This is a genomic window from Devosia sp. FKR38, assembly GCF_005222805.1.
Classification (GTDB): Bacteria; Pseudomonadota; Alphaproteobacteria; order Rhizobiales; family Devosiaceae; genus Devosia.
Map to the genome: position 1 here is coordinate 816955 of NZ_STGC01000002.1, position 17954 is coordinate 834908.

Annotated in this window: 16 protein-coding genes; 5 read left to right on the forward strand and 11 right to left on the reverse strand. The window is 63.1% G+C overall.

The window, feature by feature from the left end; translation table 11 throughout:
- Positions 1-55 precede the first annotated feature (55 nt).
- The 11 genes from E8M79_RS04050 to E8M79_RS04100 form a co-directional block, all read right to left on the reverse strand.
- Positions 56-2155, reverse strand: a complete 2100-nt coding sequence (locus E8M79_RS04050; protein WP_137150630.1) for a methyl-accepting chemotaxis protein — start codon at positions 2153-2155, stop codon at positions 56-58.
- Positions 2152-2652, reverse strand: a complete 501-nt coding sequence (locus tag E8M79_RS04055) for a chemotaxis protein CheW (RefSeq protein ID WP_248304880.1) — start codon at positions 2650-2652, stop codon at positions 2152-2154. Before E8M79_RS04055 ends, E8M79_RS04050 begins: the two co-directional genes overlap by 4 nt.
- On the reverse strand, positions 2649-4715 hold the full coding sequence (locus E8M79_RS04060) for a chemotaxis protein CheA (RefSeq protein ID WP_137150631.1): 2067 nt from the start codon (positions 4713-4715) through the stop codon (positions 2649-2651). Before E8M79_RS04060 ends, E8M79_RS04055 begins: the two co-directional genes overlap by 4 nt.
- Positions 4712-5080 carry a response regulator gene (locus tag E8M79_RS04065; protein WP_137150632.1) on the reverse strand — a complete coding sequence of 123 codons (369 nt, stop codon included), beginning with the start codon at positions 5078-5080 and terminating at the stop codon, positions 4712-4714. The genes E8M79_RS04060 and E8M79_RS04065 overlap by 4 nt, the downstream gene beginning before the upstream one ends.
- Entirely contained in the window at positions 5077-5424 is a 348-nt protein-coding gene (locus E8M79_RS04070) for an STAS domain-containing protein (protein ID WP_137150633.1), read from the reverse strand. Before E8M79_RS04070 ends, E8M79_RS04065 begins: the two co-directional genes overlap by 4 nt.
- Positions 5425-5972: 548 nt before the next feature.
- Positions 5973-7016 carry an HD domain-containing phosphohydrolase gene (locus E8M79_RS04075; protein WP_137150634.1) on the reverse strand — a complete coding sequence of 348 codons (1044 nt, stop codon included), beginning with the start codon at positions 7014-7016 and terminating at the stop codon, positions 5973-5975.
- A 119-nt stretch (positions 7017-7135) separates the two neighbouring features.
- On the reverse strand, positions 7136-8338 hold the full coding sequence (locus E8M79_RS04080; protein ID WP_137150635.1) for a mandelate racemase/muconate lactonizing enzyme family protein: 1203 nt from the start codon (positions 8336-8338) through the stop codon (positions 7136-7138).
- A 5-nt stretch (positions 8339-8343) separates the two neighbouring features.
- Positions 8344-8670, reverse strand: a complete 327-nt coding sequence (locus E8M79_RS04085; protein ID WP_137150636.1) for an NIPSNAP family protein — start codon at positions 8668-8670, stop codon at positions 8344-8346.
- A 43-nt stretch (positions 8671-8713) separates the two neighbouring features.
- Positions 8714-10072: a mandelate racemase/muconate lactonizing enzyme family protein gene (locus E8M79_RS04090; RefSeq protein WP_137150637.1), complete on the reverse strand. Its 1359-nt coding sequence runs from the start codon at positions 10070-10072 to the stop codon at positions 8714-8716.
- Positions 10073-10102: 30 nt separating this feature from the next.
- Positions 10103-11272: a mandelate racemase/muconate lactonizing enzyme family protein gene (locus E8M79_RS04095; RefSeq protein WP_137150638.1), complete on the reverse strand. Its 1170-nt coding sequence runs from the start codon at positions 11270-11272 to the stop codon at positions 10103-10105.
- Positions 11273-11318: 46 nt separating this feature from the next.
- Complete coding sequence (locus E8M79_RS04100) at positions 11319-12020, reverse strand: GntR family transcriptional regulator (protein WP_137150639.1); 702 nt, start codon at positions 12018-12020, stop codon at positions 11319-11321.
- Between the two features lie 247 nt (positions 12021-12267).
- Here E8M79_RS04100 and E8M79_RS04105 point away from each other — a divergent pair, with 247 nt between their 5' ends.
- The 5 genes from E8M79_RS04105 (at position 12268) to E8M79_RS04125 (ending at position 17949) form a co-directional block, all read left to right on the forward strand.
- Positions 12268-13749, forward strand: a complete 1482-nt coding sequence (locus tag E8M79_RS04105) for a sugar ABC transporter substrate-binding protein (RefSeq protein WP_137150640.1) — start codon at positions 12268-12270, stop codon at positions 13747-13749.
- Positions 13750-13821: 72 nt separating this feature from the next.
- Positions 13822-14781, forward strand: coding sequence for a sugar ABC transporter permease (locus E8M79_RS04110; protein WP_137150641.1), 960 nt, complete (start codon positions 13822-13824; stop codon positions 14779-14781).
- Positions 14782-14864: 83 nt separating this feature from the next.
- Positions 14865-15659, forward strand: a complete 795-nt coding sequence (locus E8M79_RS04115; RefSeq protein WP_248304902.1) for a carbohydrate ABC transporter permease — start codon at positions 14865-14867, stop codon at positions 15657-15659.
- An 11-nt stretch (positions 15660-15670) separates the two neighbouring features.
- Positions 15671-16768, forward strand: a complete 1098-nt coding sequence (ugpC, locus tag E8M79_RS04120) for a sn-glycerol-3-phosphate ABC transporter ATP-binding protein UgpC (RefSeq protein WP_137150643.1) — start codon at positions 15671-15673, stop codon at positions 16766-16768.
- Between the two features lie 20 nt (positions 16769-16788).
- The gene (locus E8M79_RS04125; protein WP_137150644.1) at positions 16789-17949 is read left to right on the forward strand and encodes a mandelate racemase/muconate lactonizing enzyme family protein; all 1161 of its coding nucleotides are present in this window, start codon (positions 16789-16791) and stop codon (positions 17947-17949) included.
- Positions 17950-17954: the final 5 nt, after the last annotated feature.

Genomic DNA, 17954 nt, shown 5'->3' on the forward strand with positions numbered 1-17954 from the left:
GTGCTGGCTATTGGGGGCCACGCGCCATGGCGTGGCCCCGATTAGTCAGGGGTTGTCAGGCCGCGCCGCGGCGGCTGAACTCGCCGTCAAGGTCGTCGTGGCCGTCGTCGAGGTCGAGGTCAAAGCCGCCACTGCTGGAAGCCGCCTTCTTGCCGCCAGCAGGCTTGCTGGCGCTGAGGTGGGGGGACTTGGCCATGATGGCGTCGCGCATGCGGGCATCGGCGGCCTTGGGCTTGCGGGCTGCCACGGCTGTGTTCTGCGCGCTGCCATCGATGCGGAAGTAGCTGATCACGGACTGCAGCTGCTCGGCCTGGCTGGCCAGCTCTTCGGAGGTCGCCGACATTTCTTCGGCGGCCGAGGTGTTCTGCTGGGTCACCTTGTCGAGCTGCTGGATGGCGGTGTTGATCTGGGCGGCACCGGCATTCTGCTCACGGCTGCCGGCGGAGATTTCTTCCACCAGTTCAGCGGTGCGCTGGATATCGGGCACCAGCTTGCCGAGCATTTCGCCGGCAGACTGAGCGGCCTTGACCGTGGTGCCCGACAGGGTCGAGATTTCGGCTGCGGCGGCCTGGCTGCGTTCAGCCAGCTTGCGCACTTCGGAGGCCACAACCGCGAAGCCACGACCATGTTCACCGGCACGAGCGGCTTCCACCGCAGCGTTGAGGGCGAGCAGATCGGTCTGGCGGGCGATTTCCTGCACGACCATGATCTTTTCGGCGATGGTCTGCATGGCGTTGACGGCGCTGTTGACGGCTTCGCCAGAGGCGATGGCGTCGGCAGCGGACTGGCGGGCGATCTTTTCGGTCTGGCTGGCGTTGTCGGCCGACTGCTTGATGGTGGAGGCCATTTCTTCCATCGAGGCCGAAGCCTCTTCGGTCGAGGAGGCCTGTTCGGTCGAGCCCTGGCTGAGCTGTTCAGCGGTGGCCGAGAGTTCCTGGCTGCCGGCGGCGACGTTGCGGACGGCACTGGTCACTTCGCCGACGATCTCGCGCAGCTTGGCAGTCATGCCATTGAGGGCCTTGATCAGATCGCCCACTTCATCGTCGGACTTGACGTCCGAGGTGGCGCTGAGGTTGCCATTGGCCACTTCAGTGGCGAGCTGCACGGCGCTGGACATGGCGCGGGTGATCGACAGCACAATCCAGGTGGCGGCGACGCCGGCGATGGCGGCCGAGCCGATCAGCAGGGCGATCAGCAGCATGCGGCTCTGCTCGTACAGCGCGGTGGCGTCGCTGGTGGCCTTGGCCATCTGCTCATTGTTCAGGTCGATGACGACATTGAGTTCGTCGACGGACTTGAGGCGTGCCGTGCGGCCCTCGTTGTTGGCGAGCTGGGACGCGAAGTAATTGCCATTCTCAAGCGCAACGTCGCGCGCTTTGAGGAGTTCGGGCATCCAGGCATTCATCTGTTCGTTGAAGGTGCGGAATGCGGCGGCCTCGCTGACCGGGATCAGGGCGCTGAGGGCCTGTGCCTCGGCGGTGAGGCTGGCGGCGTTGGCGTCGACGGTTTCCGAATAGCCCGCCTGCAGTGCCGGATCATCCATGGACAGGATCACGTTCCGCACGTCCCGGGCCAGGCCGATCATCGCGGTCTCCAGACGCAGCAAGCGACCAAAAGCCTGCACGGATGCCGGATCGGCGGCCGCTGACAGGCGCTCCTCGAGCCGCTTGTCGATGCCTGTGGCAGTCTCCATAGCCTTTGCCTGCAGAGCGCGGGCGGATTCCACCTGGTTGCGCGCCACGACCGCAGAATTCTTGTCGGACAGGTCCTCAACCTGGTTGTGCAGGGCCATGAAGGTGTTCCAGGCCGCGCGATAGGCCTCGACGGCCGGCTTGCCGGCATCGCTGGACAGATCGAAGAGCTTTTGCACTTCGGCCTGCAGGCTGGCCTCTTCGGTCGCGATGGTTTCGCCCAAGGCCTTCATTTCGTCGGCCGTGCTGGCCAGGATGTAGTTCTTCTCGTCCCGCGCAATGCGCAGGGAGCGGGCGTTGATGCTGGCCGCGGTCTGCACGCGCTGCACATTGCCCTCGACAATCCGCTGCATGGAGTCGTTGAGGGCCCCCAGGTTCTGGATGCCCATGAACATCCCGACGCCGGTCATGGCGACAATCACCGCAAAGGTGGTGGCCAGTTTTGTCTTGATGGTTAGTCTCACGATGCAGACCTTTCTTCTGATGCTGCCGAGGACGGGCTTCTGCCCCCCTGCGTTTCAAAAATTTTTCCCAGATTGGGGATAATGATGAAGCCGCCATTGCGCTTGCCGATGCCGCGAATGAACTCGGGGCGCCAGCGCATGCCGACCTTTGGTGCGTCCTCAATGGAGGCCGCTTCAATGTCCGTAACGTCGTGCACCTTGTCGGCCAGGATGCCGGCAACGGTGGGTTCGCCATCGATGGTGACTTCCATCACCACGATGCGGGTGTCCTGGTCGGGCTCGGGGCGGTCCATGCCAAACATCACGCGCAGATCGGCCAGGGGCACGACGCGGCCCCGGACATTGATCAGCCCGCTGACGAAGGGCGAGGCATTGGGCACCTCGGTGATCGGCACGAGATCGAGGATCTCGCGCACGTTTTCGGCCTCGACGGCAAACAGCTCGTCCTGCAGGCGCAGCGTGAGCGCCTTCATCGAGCCGGTCTGGATGCTGCTCATGCTGCTCTCCCCTGGTCGACATAGCCCTGGCCGAAGGCGACCAGATGCGAGGTGTCGAGAATAAGTGCGACGGTGCCGTCGCCCAGGATGGTCGCGCCGGAGAACGACTTGATGGACGAGTGCAGCTTGCTGAGCTGCTTGATGACGGTCTGGTTGTTGCCGATGATCTGGTCGACCACCAGGCCGACCCGGCCTTCGCCGGAGGAGACGATGACCACCTTCTGGTGAGGATCGGCGGGGGCGGTGGTGCCGAAGACCTCGCGCAGCCGCAGGAAGGGCACCAGGCTGCCGCGGATGTCGAGGAAGTTGCGGCCCCGTGCATTGGCTTCAATGCCCTCGGGCAGCTCGACACATTCCTCCACGGCCGCCAGCGGGATGGTGAAGCGGCCGTTGCCGACCCGCACCAGCATGCCATCGATGATGGCCAGCGTCAGCGGCAGGCGTAGCGTCATGCTCGACCCCTGGCCAGGCGTGGTGGCGACATCGATGCTGCCGCGCAGGCCGTCGATGGTGCGCTTGACCACGTCCATGCCCACGCCGCGCCCGGAGAGCGAGGTCACTTCCTTGGCCGTGGAGAAGCCGGGGGCAAAGATCATCTGCCAGAGGTCCTGGTCGGCGATCTTGGCGTCGGGCGCCAGCAGGCCGGCCTCTTCGGCCTTGGCCCGGATGCGTTCGGCATTGAGTCCGGCGCCGTCGTCGGTGACCGAGATGGCCACTTCGGCACCGGCATAGACGGCCGAGAGCCGCACCGTGCCCTGCGCCGGCTTTCCGGCGGCCAGGCGCTTGTCGGCGCTTTCCAGGCCATGGTCGACCGAATTGCGGATCAGGTGCACCAGCGGATCGGCCAGGCGCTCGATCATGGTCTTGTCCAGCTCGGTGTCCTCACCGGTGGTGATGAACTCGATTTCCTTGCCCAGATCGCGCGACAGGTCATGCACCAGTCGGCGGAAGCGGCTGAACAGGGTGCCGATGGGCACCATGCGGATGCCCATGGTGGTGTCGCGCAGGCCCGAGCTCAGGCGTTCGAGTTCCTCGGCGATGGTCTTGAGATTGCCGTCGCTGCTCATGTTGGCAATCTGGGTCAGGCGCGCCTGGGCAATCACCAGTTCGCCAACCCGATCCATCAGCTCGTCGAGGCGTTCGGCATCGACGCGCATGGAGGAGGAGGCGGGCCGGTCTGAGCCGGATGCGCCGTCGGGCTCGGCCGTCTTGGTCGGCTTGGCCTTGGCATGGACAGGTGCCGCCTGGGCCGGGGCAGGCATGGCGGGCTCGGGCCGTTGTGCCGCCGCTTCGGGCGCGGCTATTGCCGGCGCGGACACCGGCGTGGCTGCGACTTGCCCGGGTTCGTCGAGCAGCGGCTCGACCGAGAGCTCCATGCCGTCCTTGAGGAACAGGAAGACATCATCAATGGCTTCGCGCGGATCGGCGCTGACCAGATCGACCTGCCAGCCCAGATAGGGCACTTCGGGATCGATGACGTCGAGCCCGGGAATGGTATCGGTCAGTGCCTTGATGGTGCAGGGGCCGATGGCCTTGATCTCGTCGAGCAGCAGCAGGGGATTGGTGCCATAGACCAGTGCATCGGCCGGGAGGCGGAAGCGGATGCGCCAGCGGCCCTCTGCCGCGCTGGGCTGGCTGGCTGCTGCGGGGGCTTCAGGTGCCGGTGCCTCTGGGATCTCGGCTGTCGCCGATGTTCCCGCGATGGTGGCGCGCAGGGCATCCAGAATGGCGTCGCCACCGGCATGGGTCTGGTCGGGCTGTTCGATCAGCTTGTGGATATGGTCCTTGGCGTCGAGGGCCACAGCGATCAGGGCCGGGGTGGCCGAGCTCTGGCCCTTGCGCACCTGATCGAATGCGGTTTCGAACTCGTGCACAAAGGCGGCCACGGCGGTGAACCCGAACATGGCGCCCGAGCCCTTGATGGTGTGCAGGGCGCGGAAGGTCGAATTGACCAGATCGTCATTGCCAGGGTTCTGTTCCAGATCGAGCAGGCCCAGCTCGAGCTGCTCAAGCAGTTCGCGGGCCTCCTGCCGGAAGGTCTCATTGGGGTCTGAAAAGCTCATGCGCCGGTGACCTTTTTGATGACGGCCAGCAGCTGATCCTGCTTGAAGGGCTTGACGATCCAGCCGGTGGCGCCGGCCTCCTTGGCCTGACGCTTGAGTTCCTCGTCGGACTCAGTGGTCAGCAGGATGATCGGGATGCCCTTGCTGGAGGGGTGCTGGCGGTATTTGCGGATGAATTCGATGCCGTTCATGATCGGCATGTTCAGATCGGTGATCACCGCGTGCACGGTGTTGGTGGTGGCCTTGGTGTAGCCGTCCGAGCCATTGATGGCTTCGATGACGTCCAGGCCCGCCGAGGACAGGGTCATCTTGACCATCTGTCGAATGGACGCGGAATCATCGATTGTCAGGATGGTCTTGCTCATGCCGCCTTGCCCTCGTGCTGGTGTGTGTCTGGGGTCCAGAAATTGTCATCGTCGCTGACGGCGTGTCCGCCGGCGTCGATGCAGCCCATAGCGACAAGTGCTTCTCGCAGGGCCCCCGTGGGCGCCCCCGCCAGTATGAGCGACTTGCCGGCGGCCTGCGCCTGTTTGCGGGCGGCCAGCAGAAGCTGAATGGTGGTGATGTCGGCGCTGGTAATGGCCTGGGTGGCAATGGCGAGATTGTCGCGTGTCGCCAACGCCTGGCGCAGGGTTGTTGCCAGTTCCTGCGCACCACGAAGGCCGGCCTCGCCGGATAGTGAAACGACGAAAGGGCTGCCACTGCTCATGATGGCAACCCTGCTGCGAGACTTGGAATACGAGGCATTGCTCTTCAACCGCTCAAAGAATGACCTGCTCGCGCGCGCAGCCCGGAGGTGCGCGTGAGGACACGATCACGCGTTTATTCATGAATTTTGGTTGCGTCGTGCTTTCTACGGCGCATGTCTGAATTTAACGGACTTTGATTAAAGCAACATTACCTGCTTACATTCTGCCGCGACGCAATTTCACTTCGTATAACTCTCAGTATTTATATGAATATTTAAAATTATCTTGGTCGCCGCAGAGTCATGTCTGAATCTTGATTCAGGTTGCCGGAGTCTTCGATTCAGTAGCCAGAGTCAGACCGGACTCTGGGGCGGTGCTTTACTTCGCGCTCTAGCAGCGCAAGCCCGCACTTGTGGCGTGAAGCCGCGCCGGAACGCCGTACAAACTGGTCAGATATGTGCGGAAATCGATACCGGAGAGTCTCGCCCATTGTGACGAAATAACACCCGCGGCGGCGTCTACTTCCGCAGCCGTGCAAAAGCCTTGTTGTGCGGCATGCCGTTTGTGGTCAGGCGTGGGTTGATTCGGTTTGCGGGCCCATGATGGCTTGAATCTCGGGCCATTTTTCCATGAAGGCGGCGACACAGGCAGGGTCGAAATGCGTGCCGCTGCAGGCGCGAATCTCCGCCACGGCCTTGTCGATTGGCCAGGCCTTTTTGTAGGGGCGTTCCGAGCAGAGCGCGTCAAAGACATCGGCAATGGCCACCACGCGGGCTTCCACCGGAATGTCGGTGCCCGAGAGGCGATCTGGATAGCCTGTGCCATCCCACCGTTCATGGTGGCTCTGGGCAATCAGCTCGGCCGTGCGGATCAGGTCGGAGCTGCCGTTCTCCAGAATGCGCGCGCCGATGGTCACATGCTGGCGCATGATGGCCAGTTCTTCCGGGGTCAGCTTGCCGGGCTTGCCCAGGATGGCGTCGGCAATGCCGATCTTGCCGATATCGTGCAAGGGCGCGGCCAGATAGATGGTGCGGCAGCGCTGGGGGCTCAGGCCAATGCCGCTGGCGATCAGCTGGGCGATCTGGGCGACGCGCGAGACGTGTTCGCCCGTATCGCCGTCCCGATATTCGATGGCGCGCGCCAATCGCCAGATAATCTCCTCCTCGCGCGCCAGCAGATGGGTGGTGGCCCGCTCGACTTCGCGCCCCAGCCAGTTGGCGCGATTGGCCAGTTCGACCTGGGCGCTGCGCAGGGCCAGAAGATTGGCGACGCGCGCCTGTAGTTCAGTGGGGTCGAAGGGCTTGTTGACGAAGTCGGTGGCGCCGGCCTGGATGGCCTCGATACGGGTGTTGGGGTCCAAGTCCGAGGTGACCATGATGATGGGCACCGTGCGATAGGATTCGCGTTCACGCAGGGCCTTGGTGAATTGCACGCCGTCCATGTCCGGCATGATGTGATCGACGAGCACCAGATCGAACTGGGTATCCAGGCTGACGTTAAGGGCGGCGTGGGGGTGCAGGCAGCTCTCAACCTCGGCAAGTGTGGACGCCTTGATGATCGCCGAGATCATGGCCAGGCTTGACCGACTGTCATCCACAATGAGCACGCGCATTAAAACCCCCAATGGAACGTGGAGCGGATCACACTGGAATTCACCCCGCGGGTCCAGTGGTTTCAGGGCGCCTTCCCGAGAAAAGCAGCATGGCTTTCGAGCAAGAAGCGGCGTCGATCTCAGGGGTCGAAGAAGCCGGTGTCTTCCTCCAGGAGATAGCGCCGCGCGCCTTCCGGATCGATGTCGAGCCCCAGGCCAGGACCGGGCAAGAGGTCGATGTGACTGTCGGTGACGATGGTCTCAGGCAGGCCCATGACAATGTCGGACCACCATGGGTCTGAGGCGCTTGGATATTCGAACGCGATATAATTGGCCGGCAGCGTGGCGCAGACATTGATCAGCGCGCCCAGGCCGAGCAGGCCATTGGCCGTGCCATGCGGGGCCATCATGATGGAGTGCATATAGGCGTGCTCAGCCACCCATTTGAGCTCGGCAATGCCGCCGATATCGGCCGGGTCGGGGCCGATGACGCGCACAGCCTGGGTCTCGATCAATTCTTTGAAATTGTGCCGGAGATAGATCTGCTCGCCGGTGTGAATGGGCGTCGAGGTCGACACCGTCAGCTCGCGATAGGCCTGGGGATTGACCCAGGGCACATAGTCGCCGGTCAGCATGTCCTCGAGCCACATCAGGTCGTATTTCTCGACGGCGCGGGCAAAGCGGATGGCGTCGTTGAGGAACCAGCCGGGGCCGCAGTCGAGCGCCAGGGACACGGTGTCGCCCAGCACCTCCTTCATGGCGGCGACGCAGTCGAGCATATGGTTGAAACCGCGCTCTGAGATCTGCCCCTGGTCCATGGCCCCATGATAGCCAGACTGGGTCTGGCGCACGCCATAGTGGAAGTCCTCGACACTGTCCTTCATGTTGGAATGAAAGCTGATGCCCTGCTTGACCATGAAGAATTTTTCGGGTCGCTCCATCATCCATTTGACGTCGGCGGCATAGTCTTCCGGCCGGTCGCCGCTGCGCTTGCGGCGGATGGAGCCATTGTAGACCCGCACCTTGTCGCGCACCTTGCCGCCGAGCAGTTTGTAGGCCGGGACATTGGCCGCCTTGCCGGCAATGTCCCACAGGGCATGCTCGATGGCGCTGACGGCGGCGCCATAGGGTTTGAAGCTGCCGCGCTGGCGGATGGCCAGCATGCAGCGCTCGACATCGGTGGGGTCCTGGCCGATCAGCGCGTCGCGGAAGTGCAGCACAAAGGGCTTGAGATAGGGCTTGGTGAATTCCACCTCGCCCAGGCCATAGAGCCCCTCGTCGGTGACGATGCGGACGATGGGGTGCTTGCCAATGACGGCGCAGCGCAGGTCGGTGATCTTCATGGCGGTTACTTCACGGACGAGAAGGCGGTGGGGGCGAGCAGTTCATTGCGCACATTGGCCAGGATCGGGCCGTCCCGTTCGGAGGCATCGCGCGCGGCCAGCCAGTCGGGATCCCGGATGAAGGCGGTCCATTTGGCCTCGCGTTCGGCCAGCGAGTCCCAGGCCAATAGGTAGGTCAGGCGATTGCTGTTCTCGCCCACCATGGTGGTGAAGAAGCCGGCCTGGCGGATGCCGTGCCGCTGCCACAGCGCCAGAGTGTGGTCATTGAATCGGGTGAGCAGCGCCGGCAGGCGGCCGGGCAGGCAGTCGTAGATTCGCAGTTCGTAGATCATGGAGAGTAGTGTCCCTAGATAAGCCAGTGGAGCGCGACGCTGTTCAGCTCCAGGTGCGGTCCCAGGAATATTCCTGGTCCCAATGGTCGGTCGGCTGCCAGATGCCGCTGACGCCGGGCTGCAGATGCTGGCTGATCACGGCGTCGACCACGTCATCGATGCCGAGGCCCGGCTTGTCGGGCACGGTGATGAAGCCATCCTGCACCAGCGGCTTGGGCAGGCCGGTGACGATGTCGTCCCACCAGTCGACCTCGACGCTGTGATATTCGAGCGCCATGAAGTTCTCGGTGGCCACCGCGACATGGGCGGCGGCCATGGCGGCGATCGGGCTTTCGGCCATGTGGATGGCCATGGCCACGCCATGGTCCTGCGCCATGTCGCCGATCTTCTTGGTCTCAAGAATCCCGCCCGAGGTGAGCAGGTCGGGGTGGATCACCGAGATGCCGGCCTTGAGCAGCGGCTCGAAGCCCTCCTTGAGGTAGATGTCCTCGCCGGTGCAAATCGGCACGGTGGTGGCCTGCTGCAATTGCCGATACTGCTCGGCATATTGCCAGGGGATCACGTCCTCGAGCCAGGCCGGCACATATTTTTCGATGCGCCGCGCCAGGCGGATGCCGTTCTGCAGCGAGATATGGCCGACATGGTCGATGGCCAGTGGCACTTCGTAGCCGATGACCTCGCGCACCTCGTGGATATATTGCTCGAGCAGGTCGATGCCCTTGTCGGTGAAGTGCAGCCCGGTGAAGGGATGGCGGACATTGTGCGTGTCATAGACCGCATTGCGGTTGCGGCGGTCCTCCAGTGAACGGGCCGGGCCGCGCTCGGGGTGCAGGCGATAGCCTTCGAGCGACCCCGCCGGCGCGACCACGGCGCCAGGGATATCGGCAATCTGCATCAGCCCGAGGTCCATCTTGAGGAAGGTGAAGCCAAGGTCCATGCGGGCCTTGAGGCGCTTGCCGGTTTCGGTGCCGCTGGGCTTGTCGGCGTCGGTGTCGCAATAGCAGCGCACCCTGTCGCGGAACTTGCCGCCCAGCATCTGGTAGATGGGGACGCCATAGGCCTTGCCGGCCAGATCCCACAGCGCGATCTCGATGGCCGAGACGCCGCCGCCCTGGCGGCCGTGGCCGCCGAATTGCTTGATGCGGCGGAACAGGCGGTCGATATCGCAGGGATTTTCGCCGAGCAGCCGGCTCTTGAGCATCAGTGCATAGGTGGCGCTGGCGCCGTCGCGCACTTCGCCCAGACCAACAATCCCCTGGTTGGTATAGATCTTGAGCAGCGCCGAGGTGAAGGGCGCGCCCACGATCTCGGCGACTCGGATGTCGGTAATGCGCAACTCGCTTGGTCGCGATGCGGTGTTTACATTGTTGCCGATGCTTTCGGCGGCCAGTTGGTCATCCATGGGTTCCCCTCCCGTGCTGGATTGGCGGCCTCAGTCGAGCGCCAGCTGATTGTCCTCGAGATAGTCGCGGTTCATCTCGATCCCCAGGCCCGGCGCTTTGTTGAGCTTGAGACTGCCGTTGGAATTGTCGAGCGGCCGGTTGATCAGATGGTCGTATTTGCTCAGGTTCCACTCGGAGGTCTCGAGCCGGTAGAAATTGGGCACGGTCATCATCACCTGCGCCCCGGCCACCACATTGATCGGCCCGGCGGCGTCATGGGGCGAGATGGGGATGTAATAGGCCTCGCAGAGGGCCGCGATCTTCTTGAGTTCCGTGATGCCGCCGGTCCAGGTGACGTCGGGCATGATGTAATCGGCCAGGCCGTTCTCTAGAATGGGCACGAAGTCCCATTTGGTGTGGCCGCGCTCGCCCCAGGAAATGGCGGTGTTGACCTTGTCGCGCACCTGTTTGAGCGCCTTGACGCTTTCGGGCGGCACCGGCTCCTCGAACCAGTCGATATCGCCAGCCTCTTCCAGCGTGCGGCACAGGCGAATGGCGGTGGGCACATCGAAGCGGCCATGGGCATCAATCAGAACTTCGATGTCGGGGCCGGCGGTGTCGCGGATGAGGGCGGTGAGTTCGGCGGCTTCGCGCTCGTCCTTGCGGGTCATCGAACCATCGAGATAGCCCTCGGACTGCTCGCGGGCGCGACCATCCTTGCCGATCGGGCCCTGCTGGGCAAAGGGGTCGAATTTGAGCGCCGTGTGGCCGGAGGCGATGATGTCCTGGATTTCGCGGACCACGCCTTCCGTGCTGGTGAACTTGCTCTGGTCGGGGTGGGTATAGAGCAGGATATCGTCGCGCACCGGGCCGCCGAGCAGCTCGTAGATGGGCTGGCCGAGCACCTTGCCGCGAATGTCCCACAGGGCGATGTCGATGGCGCTGACGCATTCCACGGCCGCGCCGCGGCTGCCCATATAGGTGAAGTTGCGGAAGATCTTGTGCCAGATGCGCTCGATCTGGCTGGGGTCGTCACCCTCGACGATCTTGCTGATCTGCTTGAGCATGACGCAGAGCGCGCGGTTGGCCACATAGGTGGTGGTGGTGATCTCGCCCCAGCCGGAGATTCCGGCGTCGGTGGTGACCTCCACGAACAGGAACTCGCCCCAATAGGACGCCGTGGTCTTGATCAACCACGGCCGGACGCCCGTTATCTTCATCGTTCCCCCCTTGGCCGGCCCGACCCTCCCGGTCAGGCGCGGCGCGTTAGCTGGCTCTTGCGGCTTCGGCCGCCCGCATGTGTTCGAGAATGTGCCGGCCGGAGCCTTCGACATGCTGGGCCACCAGGGCCGCGGCGGCGTCGGCTTCGCCGTTCTTGATAAGTTGGATCAGCTCGCGATGTTCGCGCATCACCTGGGCGCGCCGTGCCAGCGTGAAGTTGAAGCGGCGGCTGACGGCGCGCAGCACCTCGCGATGCTTCCACCACAGCTCGGCCGCGTGCTGGTTGTAGTGGCGCTCGTACATGATGGTGTGGAAGCGCGTGTCGAGTTCGCTGTGGCGCAGGGCGTCGGCGAAATTATTGTCTTCGATCTCGCCCTGGATGCGTTCGAGCTCGGCAATATCCTCGTGGGTGGCCATGCCGACAAACCAGCGGGTCAGGGCAGGCTCGATCAGCACACCGATCTCGTAGATGTCGCGCACGAAATTCTGGTCGATGGGCCGCACACGGGCGCCGCGATTGGGCGAGATGATGACAAAGCCTTCGCCACGCAGCAGCTGCAGGGCTTCGCGAATGGGGTTGGTCGAGGTGTTCAGGCGCTTGGCAAGATCGGCCACGACCAGGCGTTCATTGGCCTTGAGGCGGCCAGAGATGATGTCGTCGCGGATCTGCATATAGATCGATGCGCCCTCGTTGGAGGCGCCGCTTGGCTCCATGCCGGCCGGCGGCTGCGCCTTGTAATTGTCCATCCAGATCTCTTGGTTTGTGAGGCTGTGCCGGGTCAGCATAGTCGGATCGGATTACCTCACAATGCGGAATTAAGTCACTTCGTACGTCAAATCGTTTGGATAGTGTATAATCTGATCCAGTTGACACGCAATATGTCATCTGCAACGCTATAACCGCTGCGCATACCCAGGAGAGGCAAAAGCCCCCGTATGCCGCTGCATAGGGACCTGCCGCGATCAGACGCTGGCAGGGTGACAGGAGGACTAGATGAGGAATTACCCATTGGGCCGTGCGCTTGCGCGCGGCGCAGTCGTCTCTGCGCTTGCGGTGTCGATGCTGAACACCTCGGTGCACGCTCAAAGCGTCGATCTCAGCAAGTGGTCGCCCGAATATGTGCGATCAATCGCTGGCACCGAGGAATATGACACCGCCAAGGAATGCGGCGCGGTGACGCCGCTCGACTACAAAGGCAAGCTGACGTTCTGGTATCAGGGCGTGTTCGAGGGCGACCCCGATCTGCTGCGCCAGTACTACAAAGAATTTTTCGAGGCGTTCCGCGCCACCTATCCCAATATCGACCTGCAGGAACAGGCGCTGACCTATAACGACCTGCTGGACAAGTTCCGCACGGCCCTGCTTGGCAATGCCGGGCCGATGGTGGTGCGCCTGCAGATCCTGGGCGGCGTGGAATTCGCCTCCAAGGGCTATCTGCAGGAGCTGAGCCCCGAGGATGTGGGCTGGAAGAGCGAGGATTTCTGGCCGGGTGCGATGAAGTCCGTGATGTGGGAGGGCAAGGCCTATGGCATCCCGACCAATAACGAGACCATGGCCCTGATCTGGAACGCCGATATCTTCGAACGTGCCGGCCTCGACCCCGAAACGCCGCCCGCCACCTGGGATGACGTGGTCGCCTATTCCAAGCAGATCCACGATAAGCTGGGCGTGTCTGGCTATGGTCTGGTGGCCCGCAAGAATGCCGGCAATACGCCTTATCGCTTCATGCCCCAGCTCTGGGCCTATGGCGGCGGTGTGTTTGACGAGGCCGATCCGAGCCCGACCTATGGCGAAGTCCGACTCGACAGCGATGCCAGCAAGGCGGCGCTGCAGGCGTCCTATGACATGTACGTCCGCGACCAGTCGGTTCCGGTTTCGGCCCTGACCAATCAGCAGGCCGACAACCAGCCACTGTTCCTGGCCGGTCAGCTGGGCATGATGATCAGCCATCCGTCCGACTACAATGTGATGCTGGACCTCCAGGCCAAGGCGACCGGTTCGGACAAGGAAAAGGCCCAGACCGTTATCGACAACATGCGGTATGGCCTGATCCCCACCGGCCCGGACGGCAAGCGCGCCGTGGTGTTCGGCGGCTCCAACATCCACATCCTCAACCCCGAATATGTCGAGGGTGGCGAAGTGGACGAGGCAGCGGCCAAGGCCATGGTCTGCTTCTGGACCAGCCCGGAATGGTCGCTGAAGATGGCCTATGCCGGCTCCAACCCCGGCAATCTCAACGGCTTCAAGACCAAGTGGATGAAGGAGCGCCTCGAGACCATCAAGTTCCTCGATGTCACCACGTCCATGCTGCCCTACGGCATTCCGTTCCCCACCCTGCCCGAAACGCCCGAGATCATGAACATCATCATCCCGGACATGCTGCAGAATGTGCTGACCGGCGCGATGACCGTCGATGAGGCGGCTGCCGATGCCGCCCAGAAGGTCAGGGACATCACCGAAGGTGGCGGGCTCTAGCCCCCTCTATGCCAATGACCGGCGGCGCCCTGGCGCTGCCGGTCTCTCTCCCCTGCCACGAGGAGCAAGTCATTGACCATTCTGGAAGGCCCCGCCGGCGCGCCCCGCAAACCGGTCATCAGGCAGCCTGGCCTGCTGAGCCAGATGTGGACCGCCCGCGCCGACTATCTCTACGTGCTGCCCGCCATCGTGGTGATGCTCATCGTCATCGCCTATCCGGTCTATTACACGATCGATCTGTCGTTCTTCAAAACACCGCCCGGCCTGCAGCTGCGCGACAAGATCTTCGTCGGCACCGAAAACTACACAGCAATCCTCTCCAGCGAGGTGTTCTGGAAGGTGACGCTCAATACGGTGATCTGGACTGTCGCATCTACGCTCATCGCCTTTGTGCTGGGCTATGCTTCTGCCCTGGCGCTGCACCGCGATTTCGCCGGCCGCGCCGTGCTGCGCGCCATCCTGATCATTCCCTGGGTCATCAGCGCCGTTGCCGCCTCCTATATCTGGAAGTGGATGTACCATTCTGACTTTGGCATTATCGGCGCCGTCATGGTGCAGCTGGGCCTTGTCGACCGGCAGCCCAATTTCATCGACAATGTGCACACGGTCCTGCCGTCGCTGATCGTGGTCAATATCTGGCGCGAGTTTCCCTTTGCCATGATCATGATCATGGCCGGGCTGCAGACCGTGCCCGAGCAATTGCTGCGGGCCGCCAGGGTCGATGGCGCATCGGCCTGGCAGCGGTTCTGGCACGTGACCTTCCCCTATCTCAGCGGGGTCTCGACCGTCACCATTCTCCTGTTGGCTGTGGCCAATTTCAATTCCTTCATCGTGCCCTGGATCACGACGAGCGGCGGGCCATCCAATGCCTCCCATATCTGGATTACCCACATTTACGAGCTGGCCTTCGGGCGGCAGCGCTGGGGCGTGGCGGCGGCCTATTCGGTGCTGTTGTTCATCATCGTGATGTCGCTGGGCTACTTCTATGTGCGCGCCCTGAGCAGCAATGAGCGGAAGGAGGACAGCCCGTGACCTCGACAGCACAGACTAGCGCGCCGCGTGGCGCCAGGCGCATAGACGGCTGGCGCTGGGCCGGGCGCATCTTCCTTGCCTTCATGCTGCTCTATACGGCCCTGCCGATGGTGTGGATGCTGCTGACCTCGATCAAGTCCGGCTTTGCCGCCATGCAGTTTCCGCCGCAATGGTGGCCATCCGAGCCGACGCTGGCGAGCTACCAGAAGCTGCTCGATCCGCAGAACAGCGTGGGGCAGGATTTCCTGCGCTTCTTCTGGAACAGTCTTTTCGTTTCGACCGTCACCACCATCCTGGCGGTCGCTGTGGCGGTGCCGGCGGCCTATGCCTTCTCGCGCTTCCGCTTTCCGGGCCGCAAGTTCCTGTTCTTTGCCGTGCTGCTGCGCAACATGTTTCCGGCGGTGATTTTTCTGGTTCCGCTGTTCATCCTGATGCGCTGGCTGGGCCTGGTGAATACGCATGGATCGCTGATCCTGACCTATCTCACCTTCGGCCTGCCGCTGGCCATCTGGCTGCTCAAGGGGTTCTACGACAATATCCCCTTCCAGCTCGAACAGGCGGCGCGCATCGATGGTGCCACCCGCTTCCAGGCCTTCCTCTACATCGTCATGCCGCTATCGGTGCCCGGGATCATTGCCACGGCCATCTACTCGTTCATCGGGGCGTGGAACGAATATATCTACGCCGCCACCTTCCTCACCAAGAACGAGCAGCTCACCCTGCCGGTCGGCATCCAGCGGTTCTTTTCCGAGAACACCACGGATTTCCCCGGCCTGATGGCGGCCAGCTTCATGATGAGCGTGCCGGTCGTGGTGCTCTTCCTCCTCCTCCAGAAATACTTCGTGCGTGCGCTGACCGAAGGCGCCGTCAAACACTAGAAGGTTCTCCAATGGCCCAGGTGGTTCTCAAGGATCTCGTCAAGACCTATGGCTCGATCTATGCCGCAAAGGACGTCTCGCTGACGGTCAATGACGGCGAGTTTGTCGCCCTGGTCGGGCCGTCCGGTTGCGGCAAGACGACGACGCTTAACCTCGTGGCCGGGCTGATCCCGATCACCTCGGGGGACATTGTCATCGGGGACCGTGTGGTCAACGACCTCGACCCCAAGGACCGGGACATCGCCATGGTGTTCCAGAACTATGCGCTCTATCCGCAGAAGACGGTGTTTCAGAACCTCGCCTTCCCCTTGCAGATGCGCAAGCTGGGCAAGGCAGAAGTCGAGAGCAAGGTGCAGGCGGCCGCCAAGGTGCTCGACATCACCCATCTGCTCGAGCGCAAGCCGCGTGAGCTCTCCGGCGGCCAGCAGCAGCGTGTGGCGCTGGGCCGCGCCCTGGTGCGCGATCCGGCGGTGTTCCTGATGGATGAGCCACTTTCCAATCTGGATGCCAAGCTGCGCGTGCAGATGCGCAGCGAGATCAAGCGCTTCCATCAGGATCTGCATGCGACCATCATCTATGTCACGCATGATCAGCTCGAAGCCGTCACCATGGCCGACAAGATGGCGGTGATGAATGGCGGGCTGCTGCAGCAATATGATACGCCGGCCAATGTCTTCGCCAATCCGGTCAATATGTTCGTGGCCAGCTTCATCGGCAGCCCGGCCATGAGCCTGGTGCCGCTCGAAGCCTCTTCGGCCGATGGTCGTCCGGTGCTGAGCAGTGCCGAGGGCTGGACCCTGCCGCTGTCGGATGCCAATGCGCGCAAGGTCGCCACGGCCACCTCGCGCAAGGTGGTTCTGGGGGCACGGCACTCCACCATCCGCCTGCACAAGGATCCGGTGCCCGGTGCCGTGCCGGCCCGCGTTTATACCGTCGAGCCCACGGGCGACATCACCTTTGTGCAGGCCTTCCTTGCCGGCGCCATCGTCAATATCAGCCTGCCCCCCACGGCGCGGGTCGCGCCCGATGACAAGGTCTGGCTGGAGTTCGACCAGGAGCGCATCCACCTGTTCGATGGCGAAACCGAAATGGCGCTGCGCGCCAGCTGACAGACTGTTCGAGGCCCTCCATGCCGCCCAAACTCAAGATTTCCGACATCAAGTCCTTCCCGGCGCGGGTCGGTATTCGCAACCAGTTCCTGGTCAAGGTGGAGACTGACCAGGGGGTTTTTGGCTGGGGCGAAAGCGGGCTGACCGGGCGCGAAAAGGCGGTGGCCGGCGCCATCGAGCACTATCGCGAATTCCTGATCGGCCAGGATGCCATGCAGATCGGCCGCATCTGGCAGGAGATGTATCGCAGCCAGTATTTCGAGGGCGGCCGGGTGCTGCAGGCGGCGATCTCGGCGATCGACATTGCCCTGCATGATATCAAGGGCAAGGCGCTGGGCGTGCCGGTCTATGAGCTGCTGGGTGGCAAGCAGCGCCATGCCATTCCCACCTTTGCCTCGACCGGCGACTCGGCCGGAGAAGGCGCCATCGAGCGCGCGCAGGAGCTGATGGAAGCCGGCTTTGATGCCATCCGCTTCTTTCCCATCGGGCAGGACAGCCGCGACATATTCGAGCCGCGCCAGTCGATTGCGGCGACGGCCAATCTGCTGAACCGGGCGCGCCAGGCGCTGGGCAGTGCGGTGGTGCTGGGGATCGACTATCACCACCGCCTGTCGGTGGCCGAGGCCGCCAGCTTCTGCGCCCGGCTCGATCGCGGCGTGCTGGATTTCCTTGAGGAGCCGATCCGCGACGAGACGCCCGAGGCCTATGAATCGCTGCGCAGCATGACCGACATTCCCTTCGCCATCGGCGAGGAATTTGCCAGCAAGTGGCAGTTCCTGCCCTATATCGAGCGGGGCATCCATCAGTTCAACCGGCTTGATGTCTGCAATGTCGGCGGGCTCACCGAGGCCATGAAAGTGGCCGGCTGGAGCGAGGCGCATTATGTCGATCTGATGCCGCACAATCCGCTCGGCCCGGTCTGCACCGCCGCGACGGTGCATTTTGCCGCCGCCGTGCCCAATTTCGCCTGGCTCGAGACGCGGGTGCCCGAGCGGGCGCTGGGCTTTGACAATAGCGAGTTCTTTCCGGTGCAGCCCCGCATGGTGGGTGCGGTCTATCCGGTCAGCGATGCGCCCGGATTGGGCGTTGAGGTCAATGAGGCGCTGCTCAATCGGGAGAGCTTCGCCTTCTGGGAAGCGCCCCATCTGCGCCGCAACGATGGTTCGGTCACCAATTGGTAGGCGCC